We start from the raw sequence: 23,092 nt of genomic DNA, 5'->3' as shown, positions 1-23,092 counted from the left end.
GTAGACAGAAAGGTTATTTACAGCGGCATATAGGAGGATGCCGCTTTGTTTGTTTTAACCTTTTACAGTTCTCATAATCTTCACTTGCTAAAAAAAGTGTAGCTTCCCCTCCGGGGCAGTTCGGCAACCTGTCGGTATTATCGTTCTGCGCAAACCGGAATAATAATGATCTTTTTTGTTGCGCCAGTTTCCTGGAATGGGAGACTGGCGCTTTTGCTTGTCGTTTTTTGCCGAATGTCCCCAAACGGCCTCGATGCCGTTCCCCGCCTCCATTCGATTCACCCGCTAATCACCCGTGAATCGAAATGGAGGTACATAATGAAGAAAGTCAATCTTCGGGATCTGTATCCCGATGTTTATAAAACCGATGCCTTTTTGGAAGTAACCGATGAAGTACAAGCGGTGTTTCAGTCTGACGAGCGAGCTGAAGCAGCCTATGAGCGAAAAATGTATCGCTATAAGGCGCAGTACTCCCTGGACTGTGAGAATGGAATTGAAAATGCGGTCCTGCGAAAGCTGGAGACGCCGGAGATGCTTCTGGAGGAAAAGCAGCTGCGCGAGCAGATTTACTCCGCCGTGATGGCTTTGCCGGAGAAACAGGCAAAAAGAATTTATGCTCGGTACTATCTGGGGATGAGCGTAAATGAGATTGCCGGAGCCGAAGGTGTAGATCCGAGCCGTGTCCGTGACAGCATCCGGCGTGGGCTGAAACAGTTGGCAAAAATTTTTTGATAAAGTTTCATTTGAAGCGCCTGTTTTTTGCCCCTTTTGTCAGTGTTAATAGAAGGACAAGTTTTCCCCTTCGATGGTACTTTGACAATTGAATAGACGGCATTTCTGGTACATAACCCATGTACGAGCGAATCAGGCGCGCCGCCAAGATGGACAGCCAAGGAGGTGATAAACAAGGCTGTTCCCAGCGATCAACGCCAGCCTGAGACCCGGAGGTGGCACTTCGAGCGCGAGGACTCCATGGGGGCTTAAAGATACTTGTTCACACCCGCCCACGGACTTGAGGCGGAACCCTGCGGCGCACGAGTAAAACGACGCTGCGGAGTTATGACATCCGCGCCAGCGGAGACCGGGAATGTCCCCATCGTCAGGGATGCGTGGCAAATGTGGCGAAAGCGAACTTCAAATTCAAGAGAGCTGCGTCCGGTTACCGTAAGCAACAACAGGTCATCATCCAGATGCAGTTTTCTTTTCAAAGTTAGATACCATGCACTGGCAGTTTCGGCTGCCAGTGCATTCATGTGATTTTGAAAGCACGATGACAACCTTGACGGAATGGAGGGAATATGATTTATGGAAAAACTGATTACACGAAAAGAAGCTGCCAGAATCCTGGGAATCAGCATTGCGACCTTGGATGCGGCCCGTAACAACGGCTTGATTTCTTATGTTCAGTATGTGCAGAACGGTTGTGTATATTTTACTGATATGGGCCTTCAGGAGTATATCGCAAAATGCACCCACCGGGCAAAACCGATGGAAAAGAATGCGACTTACCGCAAGACCCGGAACGCCGGAGCATGAGCCAATCCGTATCCTTGCTGGAACTGAAGATCTCTGATAAAACAAAGATACAGCGCTGGAGATTATTTTAGGAGGTGACGGAATTGGCAAAAAGGAAAATGATAATTCCTGAATATGGAACGGTTATAAAAAAAGGTGTCCTGTATTACAGAACAAGAATCAAAGATGCAGATGGAAAACTCGTTGCCCTTTATGCAAGAACGCCCGAAGAACTTTATAATAAGGAAACGATTGCGTTGGAGCAGATTGAGAACGCCACATTTCATCGAAAAACACCCACGGTTGCAGAGTATTGTGAGAAATGGCTGTTGATGCAGTCTGTTCATGTTCGTACCACGACTTTGACGGACTATACCTCAAAGGTACGGCGTCATATCATTGCGGAATTAGGTGATAAGCGGATGGGAGAGGTCAGCCTGGATGATATTCAGCTTGCACTTGTCTCTGTTTCAAAAAAATCTGCATCGGTATATAAGTCGGTCGTGATCCTGTATAAATCTATTTTCCGTGCAGCAAAGGAAAGCCGGATTATAGATAATAACCCGACGATCTATCTAACGACAAAGGGTGGCGGCGTTCCGCAGAAAGATAAAGCGGCGCTGACAGACGAGCAGGTCGAGCGCTTATTGGATGCGGTGGAAGGACTGCCAACCTATGTGTTTGTGATGCTTGGATTGTACGCAGGCTTGCGGCGGGAAGAAATCCTCGCCCTGAAATGGGATTCGGTCTATCTTGATGGAAACTTTCCTTATTTAACAGTGCGGAGAGCATGGCATACAGAAAACAACAGGCCGGTGATTCTGGAAGAATTAAAAACGAAGGCTGCCGAGCGAAATATTCCACTGCCGACCTGTTTGGCTGAGTGCCTGAAAGAGACAAAGGAAAATTCGACTTCGGAGTATGTGGTGCCGAACCGGGACGGCGATCCGCTGTCCTATACGCAGTTTAAGCGGCTGTGGCAGTATGTTGTCACCAGAACAGTCAAGGAACGGTCCTACTACCGATATGAGGATGGAAAGCGGGTAAAGCATACGGTCACACCTGTTCTTGGAGAAAAGGCGGCGCATAACGGTAATGTTGTTTACAGCCTGGACTTTGAAGTAACACCGCATCAGTTGCGACACACCTACATCACGAATCTGATTCATTCGTCGGTAGACCCCAAAACGGTGCAATACCTGGCAGGCCATGAAAGCAGCAAAATTACCATGGACATTTACGCAAAGGTCAAATACAACAGGCCGGATGAGCTGGTCAGAACGATGGGTAACGCATTTTCGCAATGGGATTCAGTGTGAGCATAAAATAACAAACGCGAAAACGAAGCAGGAGCGAGGCAAGGATGTCTCGCTCTTTGCTTTACATAGGCCGTATCTTTGATTAAGTCTGTACTTTCTGATAAAAAGAGAGTGTAGATACGGAAACTGCACGTTATCAGGAAAGGAAGGTCAAAGATGGCGAAAATGAAAACAGAGGTTCCGCAGTACGGAACCATTATGCAAAAAGGAATCCAGTATTACAGAACCCGGATCATGGACGCAGATGGCAAGCAGGTGAGTTTGTATGCTGCTACTTGCGAAGAATTATATGAGAAGCAATTAGAAGCGCGGCGACAGGTGGAGGAGATCATCTTTCGTCGGCAGCATCCGACAGTGGCCGAGTATTGTCAGAAGTGGCTGCTGATGCAGTCGGCAAAGGTATCTGCTTCTACATTGAGAGGATATACTGCTGACATGAAGAACTATATCATTAAGCCTTTGGGTGAGATGTATATGGAAGAAGTGACCGCAGATGATATTCGGCTGGCGCTTGTACCGCTGTCAAAAAAATCGGAGGGGTTATACAGCACAGTAAATATGCTTCTCAAGTGTATTTTCTACTCGGCAGAGCGCAGCCAGATACTTGAGCATAACCCCTGTGTAGGAATATCGGGAAAGGGCGGAAAGCCAGCGAAAAAGAGGGAGGCATTGACAGATCAGCAGGTAGAAGTGCTTCTGGATACGGTCAGGGAGCTTCCTCCCTACTTGTTCATTATGCTTGGGTTATATTCCGGTCTGCGCCGGGAAGAAATCCTTGCGCTGCAATGGGACTGTGTATTCCTGGACGAGTCTACTCCCTATATCTCGGTAAGGCGAGCATGGCGCACGGAACATAACAGACCCGTGATTTCCACTGTTCTAAAGACCAAGGCGGCTAAAAGGGATATTCCGATTCCCAAGTGCTTGGTGGACTGCCTGCGTGAAGCCAAAACAGCATCAAAGTCGGACTATGTGATTTCGGATAGCGAAGGACAGCCGTTAGCTGCATCGCAATTTCAAAGGGTATGGCAGTATGTAGTTGTTCGGTCTACCAAGCCGCGCAACTACTATAAGTATGTGAATGGGCAGAGCATCAAGTACACGGTTACACCAACGCTGGGCATGACACAGAGGAATCAACCCAAAATCAAATATACGCTGGATTTTGATGTGACCCCACACCAGCTCCGGCACACATACATCACGAACCTGCTTTATGCCGGAGTTGATCCCAAGACGGTTCAGTATCTTGCAGGACATGAAAACAGCAAAACAACTATGGACATCTATGCTAAGGTCAAGTATAATAAGCCAGAGGAGTTGTTCAGTGTAGTAAACGGTGCTTTTCATCAGAACGCTGCTGATTGAAAAACAGCCATTTTCCGTGGTTACCACATAGGATAACTGAACAGCGAAAAGTCCGGAAAAGCCCGAAATACCAAGGAAAAACGGCTCAAAAACGAGCGCAATACGGTCTCAAAGCAGCGAGACGTGCACCGCAGTTCTCCAAGAGATAATCGAGCGGACAAACCAATTCAAGATTGCTTAAAAAGCCCGGAACCATACGGTTTTCCGGGCTTTTTCCTTTATGGGTCGGATAGACCCAGTTGAGTACGTTGGAGTTTCTCGACAGAGAAACGGAGACGTGCGAAATAGGAACCACCCGCTATGCGGGTGCGCGACTTTTAATATCAGGATTTTGAAATACATAATCTATTGCTTCCTCATAAACAACTAAATCCACATCATCAGTTGGTGTTAGCCTCTCGAATTTATATTTGCTTTCTGCCATATTCGTCACATTCTCTCTTGTTTCAATACTCAGCACTAAGCAAAAAATCCGCCAAATGCACGATCTTCACGCCATTGATAGTAAGCGCTCAATAACATAACGGCTATCTTTTTGCAAAGCATCCAGTTATAGTTGAAGTAAAATGCTCCAACTTCAACTTTTTGATTTGATCTGACATCTCTGCTGTATCATTTCAGACCAGGGCATCAGCTCTTCTATCCCTTCGGGCTCGTTTTTGTAGTCCGGCATATAGAGCAGTACTGTCTCCAGATATGCATAGATGTTCAGGTTATTGAGTTTTGCAGTTTCCACCAGACTGTAAATGATGGCACTGGCCTGGGCGCCTTTTACGGTATCGTGGAAGAGGAAATTTTTCCGCCCCACTGCGTAGGTGTAAATAACGGTCGCTCGTGACACACTGCACGGTTTAACTGTACCACCCTGCCGCTAATTCTGTACCATCTTACCGGTTGGCTGTACCAGCCGTTAAAGTTCTCCTTATAATGATTGTGGCACACCTAATGTGTGACTACTATTATAAGGAGGGCGATAATCATGGTAGATTATCGAGAAATCCTGAGGCTTCATAATCTCGGGTATTCACAGCGGGTGATCACATCATCTGTTCATAGTTCCCGCAGTACTGTCAAAGAAGTAATCGACTTAGCCAATGCGCTGAAGATCGAGTGGCCTCTGGATGCAAATGTTACTAACTCAGACCTGGAGTTACTCCTGTACCCTGCCCGGGCAGAGAAGAATTCCAACCGTATGCCCATTGACTTCCCGTGGATTCACAGGGAACTTGCAAAGAAAGGCGTTACGATGACACTTCTTTGGACAGAGTACTGCGAGCAGGCTTATGCCGCAGGGAAGCAGCCGTACATGAGTACACAGTTTGGTGACCTCTACCGCAAATGGGCAAGAGTCAGCAAGGCAACCATGCGTATTTCCCGAAAGCCTGGAGAGACCTTCGAGGTTGACTGGGCTGGTGCAACCGTTGACATTCACGACAGTGTTACCGGCGAAATCACTCCGGCTTATCTCTTCGTGGGAGTATTGTCTTGCAGCAGCCTTGTATATGCGGAACTCTGCCGGGATATGAAGTCGGAGAACTTTATCCTCTGCCATGTCCATGCCTATGAGTACTTTGGTGGCGTAACCCGTTTGGTTGTGCCGGATAACCTCAAGACCGGAGTAACCAAGAATACCCGTTATGAAACCGTCATTCCCAGAGCCTACCAGGAAATGGCCGATCATTACGATACGGCGATTGTCCCGGCCCGGCCAAAGGCTCCTGACGACAAACCAAATGCAGAGGGTTCCGTGAAGTTTGCCACGACCTGGATCCTTGCCGCCATCAGGAATTATCACTTCCTCTCTTTTGAAGAGGCTTATGCCACCGTAAAAGAGAAGCTTGAGGCTCTGAACAATAAGTCTTTCAAGACCCGGAAAGGGAACCGCCACACGGCATATGAAGAGGAAGAACGCAGTTTTATGCATCCGCTTCCTCCCGCACCGTACGAGCTGGCTACATGGAGCACAGCGAAGATCCACAACGACTATACGATCACCGATGGCCTCAATCGTTATTCGGTGCCCTTTGACCTGATCGGCGAGACCGTAGACATCCGCACTACAAGAGATACCGTGGAAGTGTTCTTCCGTGGCGGACGCGTTGCTTCCCATGTGCGCTTAAAAAAGGCCCAGAGCGATGCTGTTATGGTGCCGGGACATATGCCGGAAGCACACCGCAGATACCTCTCTTACAACAAAGACGCTTTCCTCTCATGGGCTGAGTCGGCAGGCTCCTCTGTTTCCGCAGTGATCCGTCAATTCCTGGAAGCCGGGAAGGAGCCGGAGCAGGGCTATAAATACTGTGTAAGCCTTATGAAGGCTGCAGACAGATATGGCCTTGCCCGTGTGGATGCCGCCTGTGAACGTGCATTAGCCTTTTCATCGACACCTGCGCTGAGGAGCATCCTCACCATTCTCAAAAACGGACAGGATAGGATTCCCCTCAATCAAGCCGCTGAAGCACCTGTGCCGAAAAATGGCACCCGCCACGGGATCACACGAGGCGCTGATGCTTTCCGGAAAGGGGGTGCAAACATATGATCAACCAGTCAACGATTGATACCCTCAAGCAGATGCGGTTCTCAGCCATGGCCAAAGAACTGGAGTCCCAGCTGAGCGATCCTGATACCTACAGCAGTCTCGGCTTCGAGGAGCGGATCGCTCTCCTGGTCGATGCAGAGTGGAACCGCCGCCAGGCCAATAAGCTCGCCAAATGCATCCGTGATGCCGGATTTTCAGCGCCAAATGCTTGTATGGAAGAGATCGAATACCATCCGGACCGTAAGCTGGACAAGACGCAGCTGACACGCTTCTCCACCTGCAAGTATATCGATGACGGGCGGCATATCATCCTGAGTGGTGCCTGCGGCAGCGGCAAGACGTACATTGCATGTGCACTTGGCAATGCTGCCTGCAGAAAATTTAAAAAAGTACGTTACGTACGCCTTCCTGAGCTTCTGGAAGAACTGAATGTCGCTAAGGGCACCGGTGAATTCCGGAAAACCATTGCTTCTTACCTGAAAGTGGATCTTCTCATCCTTGATGAATGGCTCATCCGCCCGTTGGTACAGCAGGAATCCTATAACCTGCTTGAGGTTGTGGAAGCACGGATCAAAAGCCAGAAGGGATCCATGATCTTCTGTTCCCAGTATCATACGGACGAATGGTATGGCAGGCTCGACCCCGCATCAGCGGAAGGGAGCCCGATTTCCGAAGCGATCATGGACAGGATCATCCACAACGCCTATGACGTTTTTATTGATGGCCACGTCTCCATGCGAAAACGCCATGGGATCCAGACATCCGGAGAGGATGGTGATGGCAAATGATCCGGGATGATTACACCGCATGGGACGAATGCCCCGATATTGATAACTGCGAACTGATCCAATCCTTCCTGGAACTCGTAGACTCCATGGTGAAAGACATCCAGCATCTGAAAGCTGAGACCGTAAAGGCCAGATATGAATTGAGCCAGAAGCTTGATCCGGAACATCAGTGTACCACTGGAGCTGATATTCTTTCTGATCTGGATACCCCGCATTACGATAACCTGGCGTACCAGGAGTACATGAGGATCTACTATGATGGCGGAGATCCAATGTCATTTAAGGAGCATGTGGATTCCATGATAAGGATTGCCCAGGGTCAGGATGACGACCGGTATTAAGTTGTCAAGGTAATAATCTATAGTCAACAGCGTATGCGCTGGAATGACTCTATGTAAGATGTCCTGAAAACATCAGGTCATCGGCTGTGGAGTCAACGCTCCATCAGCACGGAATGCGTTTGCTTTGTTTAGCTGTCATTCATCTGGCAGGATGGCACTTGTCAATGTCGTAGTTGCGTCAGCGAGGCGATAACAGCCATTGCAAGCTCCATTCTCGCCAGATACCGTCTTTAGGCAAAGTAATCGAATATCGAGTGGATCAACCATCCGGAAGGATGGTTCACTTCACTTCACCGGAAAAGTGGTTCGCATCGTTGGCAAAGTGCAGTTGCCGACCGGTACAGCAAACCGGCAAGGTGGTATTCTTGTTTCGGCAGGGTGGTACAGTTAGACCGTGCAGATGGTACTAATTCACCGTTATTTACAGTAGGGGCGGGCAATATTTTCTGCGATATTGTTCGATATGGAGCATCGCCCATCCAACAGATAGTTTTCCATATACGGCTTCTGGTTTTTCGCATAGGTCACAGCTTTTGCCAGACGGCTCCCGCCCGCCGGGTTCACGGTTTCAAGCCATGACCAATAGGCCTCCCATATGGCAGGCTCTGTCTCAAGACGCTCTGCTTTCCGGGTATCGGCATCCAAATCTGCATACTCCTTTTCCAGTTCGAATAACTGGTTACAGTAGTCTAAGCCGATTTCTGCATGGGTCTTATCGGAAGACTTCCTGGATTTTCCGGGAAGCGCTTCCTTCCAGTACCGCCTCATATGGGCAAGGCAGCCGCAGCGGATGACACCCTTCAGCTTATTGTAGCCACTGAAACCATCGCAGATAAGGTAACCGGAGAATCCTTTCAGGAATTCCTCCGCATGATATCCTCCACGGCTGGGCTGGTAATCATACAGGCGGATCGGCGGCAGCCCATCGTTCCCGGATCCATACAGCCACATATAGGACCTGGACTGCGCTGTTTTTCCGTCCTCTTTCAGTACCTGGCAGGGCGTTTCATCTGCATGGATGATATCCCTTTCCAGCAGACACTGGTGGAGATGTCCATACACCGGCTCCATATAATCTATGCCGCATTTGATGACCCAGTTAGCCAGTGTCGCTCTGGAGAGTTTCACTCCCAGCTGTTTCCAATCCGCCTCCTGGCGGTAAAGAGGAATGCTGTTCACATATTTCTGGTACATCACATAAGCAACCGTGGACGCAGATGCGAGGCTGTGTTTCAGCAGCGGGCTTGGTGTTTCAGCCCCGACAATAACGGAAGCGCCGTCCTTCTTGCATTCCGGACAGCCAAGCACTTCCTGGACATACTGGATCCGTTCCACTTTTGCAGGGATGATCCGCAGTTCTTCCCGTACAACCTTTTTCCCGATGACCTCCATCGGAGTGTTGCAGTAGGGGCAGTTCCTGTCCTCATCCGGCACGGTGCAGGGAACTTCGACTACCGGAAGCCCTGCAAGGATCTCTTCCCTGGTGGCTTTCTGTTTCCTTGCCTTACGTTTATAACCGCCAACAGCCTCCTCCAGAGTTGGTTCCGGTACAGAAGGATCCGCAGCGGCTTCCGCTTCATTGAACAGATCCAGCTGGCCCGGGAATGCATCTTTTTTTGTTTTTTCACTGGAAGATGCGAACAGCTTTTTCTTCAGATATTCGACCGTCTCATTGAGATTCGCGATTGTCTGGTTCAGCTGTGCAGTCTGCGCCTCATGGCTTTTGGTCATCTGCTCGATCGTAAGGCGCTGGCTGTCCACCAGCTGACGCAGGGATTCAATTGTCTCTTTCTGAAGCTGTATGAGCGCTTCCATTTCTGACTGCGGCATAGGGAACCACCTCTTCTTTTCGCTGATTCCTATTATACCGGAAATCCTGCGGAAAAGCGAATTTTCCGCTGTACCGGCACCGTCATTTTGACGAAGCCGAAATGTGGAAAACATACCATTTCCACAAGGCGGCATCCATAAAAAATGCTGTGCTTTCCACAGGGAAACGAGAACCCGAAGGAAATGGGAAGAGTTATCCTCCTGATATCCTGATGGTTCCATCCGCATGTGGATAACCCATCCGCAGCGTTCTGCCGGACCCATAAAGGGAAGAAAAATTTTCTCCCTTTTGCACAAAGGTCAGAAATCCTTTTTCCCGGCAGGCCGGATTGCCCTGGGCTGGTCAATGGACAGCCCTTCCAAAAGCCAGCGGTATTCCTGCCGGGTAAGGTTCCTTACCTCGGCTGAATTCCTGGGCCATTGGAACCGCCCGTTATCTAAACGCTTGTACAAAAGGCAGAATCCATCCTTTTCGAAGTGCAGTGCTTTGATCCGGTCACAGCGTCTCCCGCAGAAAAGGAACAGGGAATTGCTGTAGGGATCCATTTCATAGGTATCCCGGATGACTGCCATCAAGCCATCGATGCTCTTTCTCATATCGGTGTAGCCTGTCACCAGGTAAAATTTTGCTACACCGGAAAGGTCGCCTAACAAAGCTGACGCAGGGCAAGCAGGGTATTTCGGATCACATCCGCCCCGGCCTGTTCATGAATCTCAATACGGATCCCCTGCATTTCCAGGCAGATGGATGGTGCAGGTATAGAAACGGCGTCAGAAGGAGGCGGCTCAGTTCCCCAAAGCGGGATCTGGACGACTTCCTGTTTTTGCATAATCGTATCCGTTGCTTCCGGAACTTCACAGGCTTTTTTGCGCAAAGCACGAACATGATAATAGAATGTACTGACAGAGATTCCGTTTTCTATACACCATTGGCGGTCGGTAAGACCGCTGGATCTGCACTGAGTGATCAGCTTTAACCAATGGTCATCATTTGAAGCTGTACTCATTTGCTTCATCTCCTCCAATGTGAGATTTTGGAGTAACCAGGTACAACAAAAGCGGGAGAAGATATGAGATTGAAGTGTAGCTTTTGCAGTTCTGAGAACCAGATATAAAGTGAATTACTCCAAGTATCTGAAGTATCTCACAAAAGTTGGGGATCTGCTATCCGGTCGATTATAAAGCGCTTACCATTGATATTTCCTGCCGCCAACTCATCCAGCGTTACCACATATTTCGGATAGTGGTCTTTGATTTCGAGGAGATTGGCAACCTCCCGATCCGATTCCTCCGGCAGCCTGCGACAAACCTGAACGTAGATACGCTCGTCACGCTGCACCGCCACAAAATCAATTTCTTTCGTTTCATTCTTCCCGATATAAACTTCATAGCCCCGCCGCCGCAGTTCAAAATACACGATGTTTTCCAGCATAGCGGCAATAGACTTCGGATTAAAGCCCATGATGCAGTATTTCAGAGAAGCGTCTGCCAGATAGAATTTTTCCTGGGTTTTCAGCACGGATTTTCCCTGCAAATCATACCGCTGGCAGCGATAGATCACAAACGCCTTTTCCAGCCAATTCAGATAGTTGTAAACCGCCTCCACGGATAGGGAACGCCCCTCGCTTTTGAGGAACTTCGCAATGGCGTTGGCGGAAAAGGTTTTGCCCACATTTTCCACGATATACTTTACAACACGGTTGAACAAATCAAAGTTCATGATGTTATGCCGCTTTGTAATATCGTTGGTAATCACAGAGTTATAGATTCCCTCCACGATTTGATAGGCCGAGCGTTCGTCAAAGCTGCCGAGCGCCACAATGGGGAAACCGCCCAACCGCAGATATTCGTTTAATAGTTCCTTTGGGGAACGGGAATCTGATTTCTTGAAATCCAAATATTCAGCGAAAGACAACGTATAAACCGGAATGGAGATATATCGTCCCGTCAAATAGGTCGAGATCTCGCTTGACATCAGCTTGGAATTGGAATCAGTCACATAAATATCGGTATTGGCATTTTCCAGCAGGCTGTTGACTGCTTTTTCCCAACCGTCGATTTCCTGCACTTCGTCCAGCAGCAGATAGTAGCGCCCATCGTCGGTCATCTGTTCTTTAATGCCCTGATACATAGCCTTGTCGGTCATTCCGTCGTCAAAATCCTCCGACGTATAGCGCATACTGATAATGTGGTCGGCGGCAATCCCGCTTTTCAGCAGATCGTTCCGCAGCATATCCAAAATCGTGGATTTGCCGCAGCGCCGGATTCCCGCCAGTATCTTAACAAGCGGAACATCCCGATAGGTTTTCAACGTGTTCATATATTGTGGTCGGATAATCATATCGTTCGCCTCCTTGTTCCTTACTAATAGCATAGCGAAAAACTCCAAGAATAACAATAGTTTTTACTCGTAATCCGTAAAAACTTATTTTGTTCAAGATCTTTTTGGGGGTGCGGATAAATTCCTTCAGGGCTTCATGCTCATCAAGTTCTCCCTTGCCCTCCAGCAGAGCGCCAATCACAGGATTTTGGCGTTTCAGTTCCTCCATCTGGGCCTTCAACTCGGTATATTCCGGGCTGGCAGCCGCCAAATCCATCACAATGTCGCTGTCGATTTCAGAAAACTGCTCGGAAATGCGCTCCGGGAGCAGCCACGGCAAAGAGCTGGAGCGGCGGGTTATCCCCAAAAACCGCGCCTTTGTGGACGAGATTTTGAAAACCCTTGGCCTCAGCCATAACGACACCAAGGGAATCATTGACGTGTGCAAGGGGCTGTCGCTGAACGATAGCTATTGGGTGGTGCCGGAAGGATTTGAGGGGAAATTCTCCCAATATAATCTTTACGAAAATCGCTTTTCCGAGATACTGGCGCTGGTGGCCTATACCGGCGCAGGCGGGAGCCGTACTGCGAGTATTATGCTTCGCAGATTGCGGAAACCATGCGTCTGAACGCCGTGCATTATGACCTGGAGAACTGGAAAGGCATTACCGCCTCTAAGTGTGCTCTGTTTACCAACATAGATACGGCCTATATCCCCATCGGGCGCATTGTCCGAACCGGGGGCATTGCCGTCTGCCTTGCCTACTATGACAAGCTGGGGCCGGAGTTTTCCGAGCAAATCCGCAGTATACTGGTGTTTGACGCCCTGATCTACAACGAGGACCGCCACTTTGGAAATTTCGGCGTCCTGCGGGATAACCACAGCGGCAGCATCATTGCGCCCGCTCCCATTTTTGATAATGGACTGTCCCTGTTCTGCTATGCCGGTAAGGAAGATTATGCGAACCTGGACGAGTATGCAAAAACCCGTTCTAATCCCTACAACATCTCCTATGAGGAAGTGTGTGCGGAGGTCATGGGGCCAAAGCAGAAAGAACAGCTTCGTCGCATGATCGGGTTCCGTTTCAAGCGCCACGAAAGCCTGGGCCTGCCGGAAGAACATTTGCAGGCCATTGAGAAGCATTTGGAAGGCCGGGTGCGTGGGCTCCTGGCAATCCCCACCCGCCGTCTGAAACAGGAGAAGGCACGGTAAAAACGAATATCTTTTTTGGAGGGGCTGTTGCAAAATAGATGAGAAATCATCTATGGCGCAATGGCTCCCTTTTCCACCGCGGCAGACTATCGGAGCAGATCTCGCTTTTACTTTCTGCAAAAAATAGGATATACTGAAAAGCAAGAGTGGAATTGCGAGGTGTTGAACGATGGATTACAAGAAAGCGCAGAACTATTGGAAAGAAAAAGCTGCCGCATTGGTCAAAATGGATGCGGAAACCCTGAAGGAAAAAATAGAGGAATATATCAGCGCCAATAATACTTGTGCATTGGCTACTGGCACGGATGATTTCATCCGTAATACGCCAATTGAGTATTCTTACCATGACGGCTGCTTCTGGATGTTCTCGGAAGGCGGTGAAAAGTTCATCGGACTGGAGAAGAATCCGAATGTCTGCATTGCGATTTTCGATAAGTACACTGGCTTTGGCAGTTTGAAAGGGCTTCAGGTGATGGGATGCGCAAGTGTCGTGGAGTCGTTTTCAGATGAGTACAATGCTCATGCGGCGGCAAAGAAAATCCCGCTTGCAGCACTTCAGAAATTGAATCCTCCAATGAACCTGCTCAAAATTCAGCCGGTCAGCGCAGACTTTCTGAACTCTGATTTTAAACGAGACGGATATGATTCCAGACAGCACTTTGAGTTTTGATAACGTAAGAGCGTTCCGGTCGAAGAAAGTTAAGAAACAAAATGCACGAGGAGTCATAATGAGAAATCCTGTTGAAAATATCAGTTTATTACAGAAACAGATTAATGACCTTCAGCTGGAAAATCAGATTCTGAAAAATATATTAGCCCCTTGAGATTTCACCACCTTCCGAGAGGTGTTGTCGGGTGTTATTAAAACCCCGGAAACCCTTGAAAATACGCCAATTTATCCATGCGAAGGCGTTATAGGCTGTTATCGAACATTACCGCATTTTTATGGTCTCACGGACGCTCGTGAGGGAAAAATTAAGGGCAAAACACAGGGAACGACAAGAGAATGAAGTGGCAAAGAGAACTGTCGTGATGTGTGCCAGGTTCCGCTCGAGCCTCCCCTGTGCGAAGCCGGACAACTGAATATAGCGGCTCTTGTGAGCCGATGGACTGACGGACATTAGTATTTCTGCGGATGTCCGTTTTTCTATGCCCAAAATCAGATGCGAAGGAGGTTCCGGGCTGGGCCTCCTTTTTGTGTCTCAATGGAGGTGAGAAGCATTGAGCGACAAGCCCGCGTCACCTGCCAGGGGACGAAAGAAAACCGCCCCGCCTGCCCAGCAGCCACCCCAGGAAGAAGTGGTGGTCCGACAGATGTTCCCCCACGATAAGCGCCTGATTGATAAAATCCCCTCTGTCCACCTGGGGCCAGCGGCCAGCCAGATGGAGAAGCACGGCATCCGCACCGACAAGGGAGAAGTCAACCGCCAGATCGCCGCCGACAACAAGTTGCTGAAGCCATGCGGGAGGAACTGAAAGCCGTTGAACGGCTCCGCAAGGCCGCCGACCAATTGGCCCGCCAGGGACAGGACAAGTCCCATGACCGGGGGCCGGAACGGTAACACAAAACCGGGGCATCGCGTTTCACGACACCCCTTTGCACACAGAAAAACCGCCGTACAGGTTTCCCCATACGGCGGCAGCACTCTCATTTATTGAACAGGTCGCTGTGCGTTCCGGTGCGGGCCAGCGTCAACACCAGCACATCGTCCTCAATGCGGTAGATGAGCAGCCAGTCCGGCTGAATGTGGCATTCCCGATGCCCCACCCAATCGCCGGTAAGTTCGTGGTCTTTGTTTTTTTCTGGCAGTTTTTCGCCTCGTGACAAAGCCCGGATAATATCATCCAGCAGGCCGATGTCCATGTGGCGCTTCATTGCCAGTTTGTAGTCCTTTTTGAACTTTGTCGTCCAAACAATGTCGCGCTTCATTTTTTCAGCTCCCGGAGGGCTTCTTCCACATCGGAGTAGTGCTTCACGCTGGGATCACGCGCAATCCGTTCTGCCTCCAACATGGCGGCAATGGTTTCCTTGTTGGGCTGTTCCAGCCTGACTTCAAAAGGAAAGCCACCGGCGCGGAGCGACTGACGCAGAAAGACATTGATTGCTGTGGTAAGGTTTATGCCTAATTCATTGTAAAGCGTTTCACACTGCTTTTTGATGTCGCTGTCCATACGGACGCTGAAATTAGTCGTGTTAGCCATCATATCAGCCCCTTTCAAGTTTATTGCACTTATAGTATATGCCATTTGCAACGCAAAATCAACTCAATAGCCATTAAATTTACAAAAAATTAAGGAGGAACTGCCTATGACTACCGTTCACTATCTTGTGACCGTCCACCTGAATATCGACTTGCCCATTGCCCTCTTGCAGCCGGAACCGGAAGACGCGCCCACCGGCCCGGAGCCGGAGGCCCATGCCTGCCAGGGCTGCGGCAACTGCGGCTGGTGTGGGAAGTGCCAGCATGAAGAATGGAAGAGAGTGCGGACGAGATATAAAATATTTCGGGCACTCCATCTGCCGGAGTGGCAGGTGCGTAGGATGGCAAACTGCCGAAAGGGAACATGGAGAGCGGCGGAGATGCTGAACACTGTGCTTACAAAGGCAATAGTTTAGGATTTGTTTAATAATTCATATCAGATTTTTTAGCCTCTCATGTTACGCTTTGATCTGGAAAGGATTCAGGGAGGCCGGCTATATAAGAATCCTCCTTAAAATGAGGAAGAGGAATGATATGTGCAGTCAACAAAAGAATAGTACGAAGAAGAAACCAATGCGTAAATACAGTCTGATTACAGCTTTTTTATTCCCCGTTCTGGTATGCTGCATCGGGTTTGCCCTAATAAAAGTGTATCCTTTTGGCTCCAGATCGGCGCTGATTATTGACGGCGTTCACCAGTATCTGGGATTTTATAAAGAACTTCAGCATCAGATCAGTCAGGGAATTTCCTGGACTTTTTCAGGGCATGCGATGGGATATAATTTTTACAGCCTGTTCTGGCATGGGCCGTGGAACAGCTGGTGATAGCCGGACGATGGCGAGTTTATACGGCAGTTTTGGGATACTGCATATTGTCCAATTATTATATGGGATTCATGCTGTGTGTATTTGCCGCGCTTTACTATCCGGCTGTATACTTTGGGACGGAGAAACGAAGAGACGGATGGTGGAAATCCTGCGTCAGGTTTGCCGGGGCTTCCGTTTTAAGCGGAGGCATCTCAGCCGTGGTCCTTATTCCCATGGATGGGGACAGGTGAAGGATATTGCGAAGAGTGAACTTGCGGCGGGAGCGGTCCTGTGTATACTGTTTTGTGCCGCTATAGGGATCCGGACCCGGAATCCTCTGGAAATCCAGAACAGTCTGCTCCGACAGATGGGAGCGGGAGAGCTTTTCCGGACAGAGCAGGCAGCCTCCGCGGTCACGCAGTCCGGGCCGGCGGAAACGGTATTTGAAATCCGGCTGAACGACGGCGTACAGCTTCTGTGCGTGGGAATCCTGGGCCAGTACCTGGCGCGTACTTATATGGAGGTAAAAAAGCGCCCGGTTTATATATTGAAAGAAAATTCGGAGGAGGAACAGCCGGAGGAAGCCGGGAGTGATTTTTGACGGCGATAAAGTCCTTGAAAATAGTGCCGGAATACGCTATCGTTATTTCATAAAACACAGAGCAGCATAAAAGGCAGTCTGGAGGTATTATTTTTATGAAATACGATTTCACATCTATTATGGACCGCCGCGGCAAGGATTCCATAGCGGTGGACGGTCTGGGCCAGAACCCTGGATTTGCCCCGGAGGCGCCGAAGGACGGTTTTTCCATCATTCCCATGTGGGTGGCGGATATGAATTTTCCCACCGTGCCGACCATCCCGGAAGCGCTGGCAAAGAGGGCTGCGCACCCGGCGTACGGCTACTTCAGCCCCACGGAGGAATATTTTGACTCCATCATCCGGTGGCAGGAAAAGCGCAACGGAGTGAGCGGACTGAAAGCAGAGCACATCGGATATGAGAATGGCGTGCTCGGTGGCGTGCTCAGCGCGCTGAATGTGCTGTGTTCCAAAGGAGACCAGGTGCTGGTCCATTCTCCGACCTATGTGGGATTTTCCATGAGCCTGGAAAATAACGGGTATCATGCGGTTCACAGTCCGCTGAGGCTGGATGAGGAAAATATCTGGCGTATGGATTTTGCCGATATGGAGGAAAAAATCATAAAGAACCGCATCCATGCCGCCATTCTCTGCTCTCCTCATAATCCCTGCGGGCGCGTGTGGGAGCGCCGGGAACTGGAACGTTTTATGGAACTGTGCAGAAAATACGACGTCTATGTGATCTCCGACGAGATCTGGTCGGATCTGACGCTGGAAGGATATGAGCATATTCCAACCCAGATGGTCAGCGAGGACGCCAGACAGCGCACGGCGGCGTTTTACTCACCGTCCAAAACATTTAATCTGGCAGGCCTGGTGGGCAGCTATCATATCATCTACAATACGTGGCTGAGAGACCGGATAGAGAAGGAATCTTCCCTGAGCCATTACAATGAGATGAATGTGATGAGCATGCACGCTCTGATCGGCGCATATAAACCGGAAGGATATGAATGGGTAGACGAGCTGAGGCAGATGCTCACCCGGAATGTGGAATATGCCTGTGAACATATCCGGAACCATTATGAAGGCATACAGGTATCCAGGCCTCAGGGCACATATATGCTTTTCCTGGACTGCAGCGGGTGGTGTTCCGGACATGGAAAGACGATTCAGGATCTTTTGAAATCCGGCTGGGATGTGGGCGTGGCATGGCAGGACGGCGCCATGTTCGGCGGACCCTGCCACATCCGCATGAATCTGGCGCTCCCGTTTTCTCTGGTGCAGGAGGCGTTTGCCCGGCTGGATCAATACGTGTTTTAAAGGAATAGGATTTATGAAGCTGATACCTGTCCGCAAGGATTTATATGAAGAATACCGTCTTACGTTAATGTTTGACTGCTATAAATGGGATCCCCAGTTTCTGGATGGGGATTCTCCTGTAAGACCAATATTAATTTCAGTATATATAAAAGGGAAATATCTGTAAAGAGCTATCGGGAAGTACAGAATTAAAATTTCCTTAATTCTTTTCATCCCCCTTGACAAAGCCGTTTTCAGCCACTAAACTGAAAAACATGGCAAAGGCTGTGAGGAAGAGGAGTACGCAGGTATGGCCGTCAGAGAGGACCGTCCATTGGCTGAAAGGCGGTTTCGGTACAGACAGGCGGAAGGTGGCTTCGGAGCTGAAGCGCAGAAAGAAGAGTAAGCGCTTTCGTCGGATCCGCGTTAAGGAGAATGAGGCATGGGACTTCCCATGTGAACAAAGGTGGTACCGCGAGATATTCGCCCTTTGCACAAACGATGTGCAAAGGGCATTTTTGTACGGCAGAAAATTTCAGAGAGGTGGCATTTGAACAGAAAATATATATTTGCGGCGATGGTGATCCTGATACTGGCAGGCATTTCCACAGCGCTGCTGCGTTATGTGGTGCGTGAGCCGGGAGTCCATTTCTCGGAGACGGAGGCTTTTCAGGAAGAGGCTTTTGATCTGCGGCTGGACAGCGGCCTGTTCGGAGGAAAGATTTATTACACACTGGATGGAAATAATCCGACGCTGGAATCAGAGGTCTATACAGGGCCGATTCATATCGAAGCAGGCCTTCCGGACCGTGTGACGGTGGTGAAAGCGGCGGCCCTGCAGGGAGGAGAACTGGGGCAGGTCTACACGCAGACTTATTTTGTGGGCGAGGGCGTGTCAGATCTGTTTGATGTGATGGTAGTATCCCTGACGGCGGATGAAGAGGATCTGTATGATGAGGAGACCGGAATTTTTACAAATTACAGTGAAAAAAGTGAGAACGGCGAATGGGACCGGCCGGCATATATTGAGTTTTATGAATCGGACGGCAGCCTGATGCTGAAGCAGGGAACCGGTATCGCCGTTTCCGGACACGGATCCAGAGGATTCGATCAGAAGAGCATCAAATTGATCAGTTCCTCGGAATACGACCCCGATCATCCGACGTTCGAGTACGATTTTTTTGAAGCGGACATGGCGGGAAATACGACCGGACAGTCCTACAACCGGCTGGTGCTGAGAAACGGCGGGTCAGACCACGAAGGAACCATGATAAAATGGAACGTGGTAAGCCGTCTTGCAAAAGAGAGCGGCATGATCTGTGCCGGCGCCCGTCCGGGGATTTTGTTTCTGAATGGAGAATACTACGGGATTATCCAGCTTCAGGAAAAATATACGGCATATAATGTGGCGTCCGCCATTGGAGCGCAGAAAGACGACATTGAAAAATATGAGCCCAACGAAGTAAACAGTTCCCGTTTTGGCGGATACTATAATCAGCTCCATCAGGATCTGAACGCCCCGGACCGCCAGGAATCTCTGGAGTCCGCGGTGGATATGGAAAATATGCTGCAGTATTATGCGGTCAGCGTCATCATGGACAATATAGACTGGCCGTCGCATAACTTCCTGTCATGGAAGTGCGCGGAGAACAGTTCCAGCGCTTACGGGGATGGAAAGGTCCGCTTTTTCCTGTACGACCTGGACGCGGTTTACCAGGATACCAGCGACCGGGAAATCCAGAATGCGTTCGCATATTTGATGGGGGAACCGATCGCAGATGCGACAGATACGCTCTGGCTTCTGATGCAGTCGGACAAGTACCGGACGCAGTTCGTAAATATGGTGTGCGACCTGACCGGCACGGTCTATGACGCGGATCATGTGATTCAGGTGATCCGGGAGGAGGACCAGAAAGTGGAGCGTTCCATGCAGATGTATTATACGGATGAGGAACTGGAACGGCAGCAGGCGGCAGTGGAGGAAATGATTCAGGCGGCGGCCGTGAGCTGCGACAAGATCCGTGCAGGGATGGAAACCTATCTGGGAACGGAAGATCCTTATACCCTGACCGTCACGGCTCCGGAAGGATCCGGGATCGCGTTCAGCCAGATCCGGCTGTCGGAAGGAGAGAGCTACAGCGGAACCTATTACCACAACTATCCGCTGACTTTGGTGGCGGAACTGGGAGAAGAACAGAGCTTCCGGTGCTGGCTGGTCAACGGGGAAGAAATTTATGAAGAACAGCTTCTGCTGGATGGAAGCTATACAGAAGACACTTTGGAAATACAACTGATAACAGAATGATGACGAAGGAGAGTGCGTTATGAAAGAACTGGCAAAAACCTATGATCCGAAAGCGATCGAAGACCGTACCTATGCAAAATGGATGGGCAGAAAATATTTTCATGCAGAAGTGGACCGGAGCAAAAAACCGTTCACGATCGTGATGCCGCCGCCCAATATTACCGGGAAGCTGCACATGGGACATGCGCTGGACAATACACTGCAGGATATTCTGATCCGCTACAAAAGAATGCAGGGCTACAATGCGCTCTGGATTCCGGGCACGGATCACGCCAGCATTTCCACGGAAGTGAAGGTAATCAACAAACTGAAAGAAGAAGGCATTGATAAAAACGAACTGGGCCGTGAAGGCTTTCTGAAACGAACCTGGGAGTGGCGCGAGGAGTACGGACGTACCATTGTGGACCAGTTAAAGAAGATCGGTTCTTCCTGCGACTGGGACAGGGAGCGCTTCACCATGGACGAGGGCTGCTCAGAAGCGGTCCTGGAAGTGTTTGTGCGCCTGTACGAGAAAGGATATATTTACAAAGGTTCCAGGATCATCAACTGGTGTCCGGTGTGCCGGACTTCCATCTCCGACGCGGAAGTGGAGCATGAGGAGCAGGCGGGACATTTCTGGCACATCAATTACCCGATCGCGGACGGAAGCGGATACGTGGAGATTGCCACGACCCGTCCGGAAACCATGCTGGGAGATACTGCGGTGGCGGTCAACCCGGAGGATGAACGTTATCAGCATCTGATCGGAAAAACGCTGAAACTGCCGCTGACCGACAGGGAGATCCCGGTAATCGCGGATCCTTATGTGGACCGGGAGTTCGGAACAGGATGTGTGAAAATTACCCCGGCACACGATCCGAACGACTTCGAGGTGGGCCGCAGACACAACCTGCCGGAGATCAATATTATGAACGATGACGCCACGATCAACTGCCCGGGCAGCAAATACGACGGCATGGACCGTTATGAGGCGCGCAGGGCGATTGTGGCGGATCTGGAAGAACAGGGCCTGCTGGTAAGGGTGGAAGAACACGTGCACAACGTGGGAACCCACGACCGCTGCCATACGACCGTGGAACCGCTGATCAAGCAGCAGTGGTTTGTAAAGATGGAAGAAATGGCAAAACCGGCGATTGAAGCGATTAAAAACGGCGACCTGACCTTTGTGCCGGAGCGTTTTGACAAGATTTACCTGCATTGGCTGGAGAATATCCGCGACTGGTGCATTTCCCGGCAGCTCTGGTGGGGACACCGGATCCCGGCCTGGTATTGCGACGACTGCGGAGAGATTGTGGTGGCGAAGAGCGCCCCGGCAGTGTGCCCGAAATGCGGATGCACACACCTGACTCAGGACCCGGATACGCTGGATACCTGGTTTTCTTCCGCGCTGTGGCCGTTCTCTACATTGGGCTGGCCGAAGCAGACGGAGGATCTGGACTATTTTTATCCGACCGATGTGCTGGTAACCGGATACGATATCATTTTCTTCTGGGTCATCCGTATGGTATTCTCCGGATATGAGCAGACTGGAAAGTGCCCGTTCCACCATGTGCTGATTCATGGACTGGTGAGGGATTCTCAGGGACGCAAGATGAGCAAGTCTCTGGGCAACGGCATCGATCCGCTGGAGATCATCGACCAGTATGGCGCGGACGCGCTCCGTCTGACGCTGGTGACCGGAAATGCGCCGGGCAACGATATGCGGTTCTACATGGAACGTGTGGAGGCCAGCCGCAATTTTGCCAACAAAGTATGGAATGCGTCCCGTTTCATTATGATGAACCTGCCGGAAGATGCAGACCTGGATATGGCGGAGCTGGACCCGGCAAAACTTACAGACGCAGACCGCTGGATTCTGTCCAAGGTGAACAGCCTGGCGAAAGAAGTGACTGCAAATATGGATAACTTTGAACTTGGCATCGCGGTTCAGAAGGTATATGACTTCATCTGGGAAGAGTTCTGCGACTGGTACATTGAGATGGTGAAACCGCGTCTCTACAACAAAGAGGACGAGACCAGAGGGGCGGCGCTTATCACGCTGAAAACGGTGCTGATTCGTGCGCTGAAGATGCTGCACCCGTTCATGCCGTTCATTTCTGAGGAAATCTTCTGCAATCTGTCCGGGGAAGAATCCATCATGATTTCCTCCTGGCCGGAATACCGGGAAGACTGGAATTTTGAGAAAGAGGAACACGCCGTTGAGACGATCAAAGAGGCTGTGCGCGCGATCCGGAATGTCCGCAGCAGCATGAATGTGCCGAACAGCAAAAAAGCGACCGTATATGTGGTGGCTGCAGACACGGGAGTGCGGGAAATCTTTGAGAATGGGAAAGTGTTCTTCGCTACCCTGGGCCATGCGGGCGAAGTGGTCATCCAGGCCGACAAGACCGGTATCGCAGACGATGCGGTATCTGCGCTGACGGCGGCTGCGGCCATCTATATGCCGCTGGCAGAACTGGTGGACGTGGAAAAAGAAATTGAGCGTCTGAAGAAGGAAGAGGAACGCCTGACAAAAGAACTGGCGAGAGTCAACGGCATGCTGGGCAACGAAAAATTCGTGAGCCGCGCGCCGGAGGCGAAGATCCAGGAAGAACGGAAAAAACTGGAGAAATATACGCAGATGATGGACCAGGTCAAAGAGCGTCTGGCACAGCTGGGGGCATAA

Annotated in this window: 26 protein-coding genes and 1 other annotated feature; of the genes, 18 read left to right on the top strand and 8 right to left on the bottom strand. The window is 50.1% G+C overall.

Going from position 1 to position 23,092, the window contains the following annotated elements; translation table 11 throughout:
• Positions 1 to 318 precede the first annotated feature (318 nt).
• The 4 genes from B5F29_RS14455 (at position 319) to B5F29_RS14440 (ending at position 4,202) form a co-directional block, all read left to right on the top strand.
• A complete protein-coding gene (locus B5F29_RS14455; protein ID WP_016147205.1) occupies positions 319 to 732 on the top strand; it encodes a sigma factor-like helix-turn-helix DNA-binding protein in 414 nt (137 codons plus the stop codon).
• Between the two features lie 573 nt (positions 733 to 1,305).
• Positions 1,306 to 1,536 carry a hypothetical protein gene (locus tag B5F29_RS14450; protein WP_016147204.1) on the top strand — a complete coding sequence of 77 codons (231 nt, stop codon included), beginning with the start codon at positions 1,306 to 1,308 and terminating at the stop codon, positions 1,534 to 1,536.
• An 83-nt stretch (positions 1,537 to 1,619) separates the two neighbouring features.
• Entirely contained in the window at positions 1,620 to 2,834 is a 1,215-nt protein-coding gene (locus B5F29_RS14445; RefSeq protein WP_016147203.1) for a tyrosine-type recombinase/integrase, read from the top strand.
• Between the two features lie 156 nt (positions 2,835 to 2,990).
• The gene (locus B5F29_RS14440) at positions 2,991 to 4,202 is read left to right on the top strand and encodes a tyrosine-type recombinase/integrase (protein ID WP_016147202.1); all 1,212 of its coding nucleotides are present in this window, start codon (positions 2,991 to 2,993) and stop codon (positions 4,200 to 4,202) included.
• 577 nt (positions 4,203 to 4,779) lie between these two features.
• Here B5F29_RS14440 and B5F29_RS14435 read toward each other — a convergent pair.
• Entirely contained in the window at positions 4,780 to 5,043 is a 264-nt protein-coding gene (locus tag B5F29_RS14435) for a transposase domain-containing protein (protein ID WP_242955686.1), read from the bottom strand.
• Between the two features lie 138 nt (positions 5,044 to 5,181).
• Between B5F29_RS14435 and istA the strand changes: the two genes are divergently transcribed.
• The 3 genes from istA to B5F29_RS14420 are packed head-to-tail and all read left to right on the top strand — an operon-like array spanning position 5,182 to position 7,870.
• The gene (gene istA, locus B5F29_RS14430; RefSeq protein WP_164488385.1) at positions 5,182 to 6,741 is read left to right on the top strand and encodes an IS21 family transposase; all 1,560 of its coding nucleotides are present in this window, start codon (positions 5,182 to 5,184) and stop codon (positions 6,739 to 6,741) included.
• On the top strand, positions 6,738 to 7,529 hold the full coding sequence (locus B5F29_RS14425) for an ATP-binding protein (protein ID WP_033125733.1): 792 nt from the start codon (positions 6,738 to 6,740) through the stop codon (positions 7,527 to 7,529). Before istA ends, B5F29_RS14425 begins: the two co-directional genes overlap by 4 nt.
• Positions 7,526 to 7,870, top strand: coding sequence for a hypothetical protein (locus B5F29_RS14420; RefSeq protein ID WP_087155324.1), 345 nt, complete (start codon positions 7,526 to 7,528; stop codon positions 7,868 to 7,870). Before B5F29_RS14425 ends, B5F29_RS14420 begins: the two co-directional genes overlap by 4 nt.
• A gap of 417 nt (positions 7,871 to 8,287) precedes the next feature.
• On the opposite strand, the gene tnpC is transcribed toward B5F29_RS14420, so the two are convergent.
• From tnpC to B5F29_RS16635, 5 genes are all read right to left on the bottom strand, one after another.
• Positions 8,288 to 9,700 (bottom strand): IS66 family transposase, encoded by a 1,413-nt coding sequence (gene tnpC, locus B5F29_RS14415; protein ID WP_162608445.1) that lies wholly within the window; start codon positions 9,698 to 9,700, stop codon positions 8,288 to 8,290.
• A gap of 300 nt (positions 9,701 to 10,000) precedes the next feature.
• Positions 10,001 to 10,315 carry an IS66 family insertion sequence element accessory protein TnpB gene (gene tnpB / locus B5F29_RS14410; protein ID WP_275532941.1) on the bottom strand — a complete coding sequence of 105 codons (315 nt, stop codon included), beginning with the start codon at positions 10,313 to 10,315 and terminating at the stop codon, positions 10,001 to 10,003.
• Between the two features lie 32 nt (positions 10,316 to 10,347).
• Positions 10,348 to 10,707, bottom strand: coding sequence for an IS66 family insertion sequence element accessory protein TnpA (gene tnpA / locus B5F29_RS14405; RefSeq protein ID WP_242955685.1), 360 nt, complete (start codon positions 10,705 to 10,707; stop codon positions 10,348 to 10,350).
• Between the two features lie 137 nt (positions 10,708 to 10,844).
• The gene (locus tag B5F29_RS14400) at positions 10,845 to 12,041 is read right to left on the bottom strand and encodes an ATP-binding protein (RefSeq protein WP_087155321.1); all 1,197 of its coding nucleotides are present in this window, start codon (positions 12,039 to 12,041) and stop codon (positions 10,845 to 10,847) included.
• A complete protein-coding gene (locus tag B5F29_RS16635) occupies positions 11,980 to 12,387 on the bottom strand; it encodes a hypothetical protein (RefSeq protein WP_206414222.1) in 408 nt (135 codons plus the stop codon). The genes B5F29_RS14400 and B5F29_RS16635 overlap by 62 nt, the downstream gene beginning before the upstream one ends.
• 25 nt (positions 12,388 to 12,412) lie before the next feature.
• Here B5F29_RS16635 and B5F29_RS16915 point away from each other — a divergent pair, with 25 nt between their 5' ends.
• From B5F29_RS16915 to B5F29_RS16995, 4 genes are all read left to right on the top strand, one after another.
• A complete protein-coding gene (locus B5F29_RS16915; RefSeq protein WP_242955684.1) occupies positions 12,413 to 12,649 on the top strand; it encodes a hypothetical protein in 237 nt (78 codons plus the stop codon).
• Positions 12,640 to 13,233 (top strand): hypothetical protein, encoded by a 594-nt coding sequence (locus tag B5F29_RS14390; protein WP_242955683.1) that lies wholly within the window; start codon positions 12,640 to 12,642, stop codon positions 13,231 to 13,233. Before B5F29_RS16915 ends, B5F29_RS14390 begins: the two co-directional genes overlap by 10 nt.
• A 169-nt stretch (positions 13,234 to 13,402) precedes the next feature.
• Positions 13,403 to 13,903 (top strand): pyridoxamine 5'-phosphate oxidase family protein, encoded by a 501-nt coding sequence (locus B5F29_RS14385; protein ID WP_087155320.1) that lies wholly within the window; start codon positions 13,403 to 13,405, stop codon positions 13,901 to 13,903.
• A gap of 551 nt (positions 13,904 to 14,454) precedes the next feature.
• Entirely contained in the window at positions 14,455 to 14,709 is a 255-nt protein-coding gene (locus tag B5F29_RS16995; RefSeq protein ID WP_087155319.1) for a hypothetical protein, read from the top strand.
• A 172-nt stretch (positions 14,710 to 14,881) separates the two neighbouring features.
• Here the strand turns inward: B5F29_RS16995 and B5F29_RS14375 are convergent, their stop codons facing one another.
• Positions 14,882 to 15,163 (bottom strand): type II toxin-antitoxin system YafQ family toxin, encoded by a 282-nt coding sequence (locus B5F29_RS14375; RefSeq protein WP_087155318.1) that lies wholly within the window; start codon positions 15,161 to 15,163, stop codon positions 14,882 to 14,884.
• The gene (locus B5F29_RS14370; RefSeq protein WP_164488384.1) at positions 15,160 to 15,438 is read right to left on the bottom strand and encodes a type II toxin-antitoxin system RelB/DinJ family antitoxin; all 279 of its coding nucleotides are present in this window, start codon (positions 15,436 to 15,438) and stop codon (positions 15,160 to 15,162) included. The genes B5F29_RS14375 and B5F29_RS14370 overlap by 4 nt, the downstream gene beginning before the upstream one ends.
• A 103-nt stretch (positions 15,439 to 15,541) precedes the next feature.
• Here B5F29_RS14370 and B5F29_RS14365 point away from each other — a divergent pair, with 103 nt between their 5' ends.
• From B5F29_RS14365 to B5F29_RS14335, 7 genes are all read left to right on the top strand, one after another.
• Positions 15,542 to 15,850 carry a hypothetical protein gene (locus B5F29_RS14365; RefSeq protein ID WP_087155316.1) on the top strand — a complete coding sequence of 103 codons (309 nt, stop codon included), beginning with the start codon at positions 15,542 to 15,544 and terminating at the stop codon, positions 15,848 to 15,850.
• A gap of 157 nt (positions 15,851 to 16,007) precedes the next feature.
• Positions 16,008 to 16,259: a YfhO family protein gene (locus tag B5F29_RS14360; RefSeq protein WP_087155315.1), complete on the top strand. Its 252-nt coding sequence runs from the start codon at positions 16,008 to 16,010 to the stop codon at positions 16,257 to 16,259.
• Positions 16,244 to 16,492, top strand: coding sequence for a YfhO family protein (locus B5F29_RS17330; protein ID WP_162608444.1), 249 nt, complete (start codon positions 16,244 to 16,246; stop codon positions 16,490 to 16,492). The genes B5F29_RS14360 and B5F29_RS17330 overlap by 16 nt, the downstream gene beginning before the upstream one ends.
• On the top strand, positions 16,399 to 16,842 hold the full coding sequence (locus B5F29_RS17095; RefSeq protein ID WP_330397627.1) for a hypothetical protein: 444 nt from the start codon (positions 16,399 to 16,401) through the stop codon (positions 16,840 to 16,842). Before B5F29_RS17330 ends, B5F29_RS17095 begins: the two co-directional genes overlap by 94 nt.
• 95 nt (positions 16,843 to 16,937) lie before the next feature.
• Positions 16,938 to 18,143, top strand: a complete 1,206-nt coding sequence (locus B5F29_RS14345; protein WP_087155312.1) for a MalY/PatB family protein — start codon at positions 16,938 to 16,940, stop codon at positions 18,141 to 18,143.
• A 257-nt stretch (positions 18,144 to 18,400) separates the two neighbouring features.
• Positions 18,401 to 18,616, top strand: a binding site (T-box leader).
• Positions 18,617 to 18,672: 56 nt separating this feature from the next.
• Complete coding sequence (locus B5F29_RS14340) at positions 18,673 to 20,427, top strand: CotH kinase family protein (protein WP_087155311.1); 1,755 nt, start codon at positions 18,673 to 18,675, stop codon at positions 20,425 to 20,427.
• Positions 20,428 to 20,446: 19 nt separating this feature from the next.
• Positions 20,447 to 23,092, top strand: coding sequence for a valine--tRNA ligase (locus tag B5F29_RS14335; protein ID WP_087155310.1), 2,646 nt, complete (start codon positions 20,447 to 20,449; stop codon positions 23,090 to 23,092).

It is taken from the genome of Lachnoclostridium sp. An196, from assembly GCF_002160135.1.
In the GTDB taxonomy this organism is placed as follows: Bacteria; Bacillota; Clostridia; order Lachnospirales; family Lachnospiraceae; genus Hominiventricola; species Hominiventricola avistercoris.
Note: the sequence above shows the minus strand (reverse complement) of the source record. Positions and strands in the feature narration are given on the sequence as shown.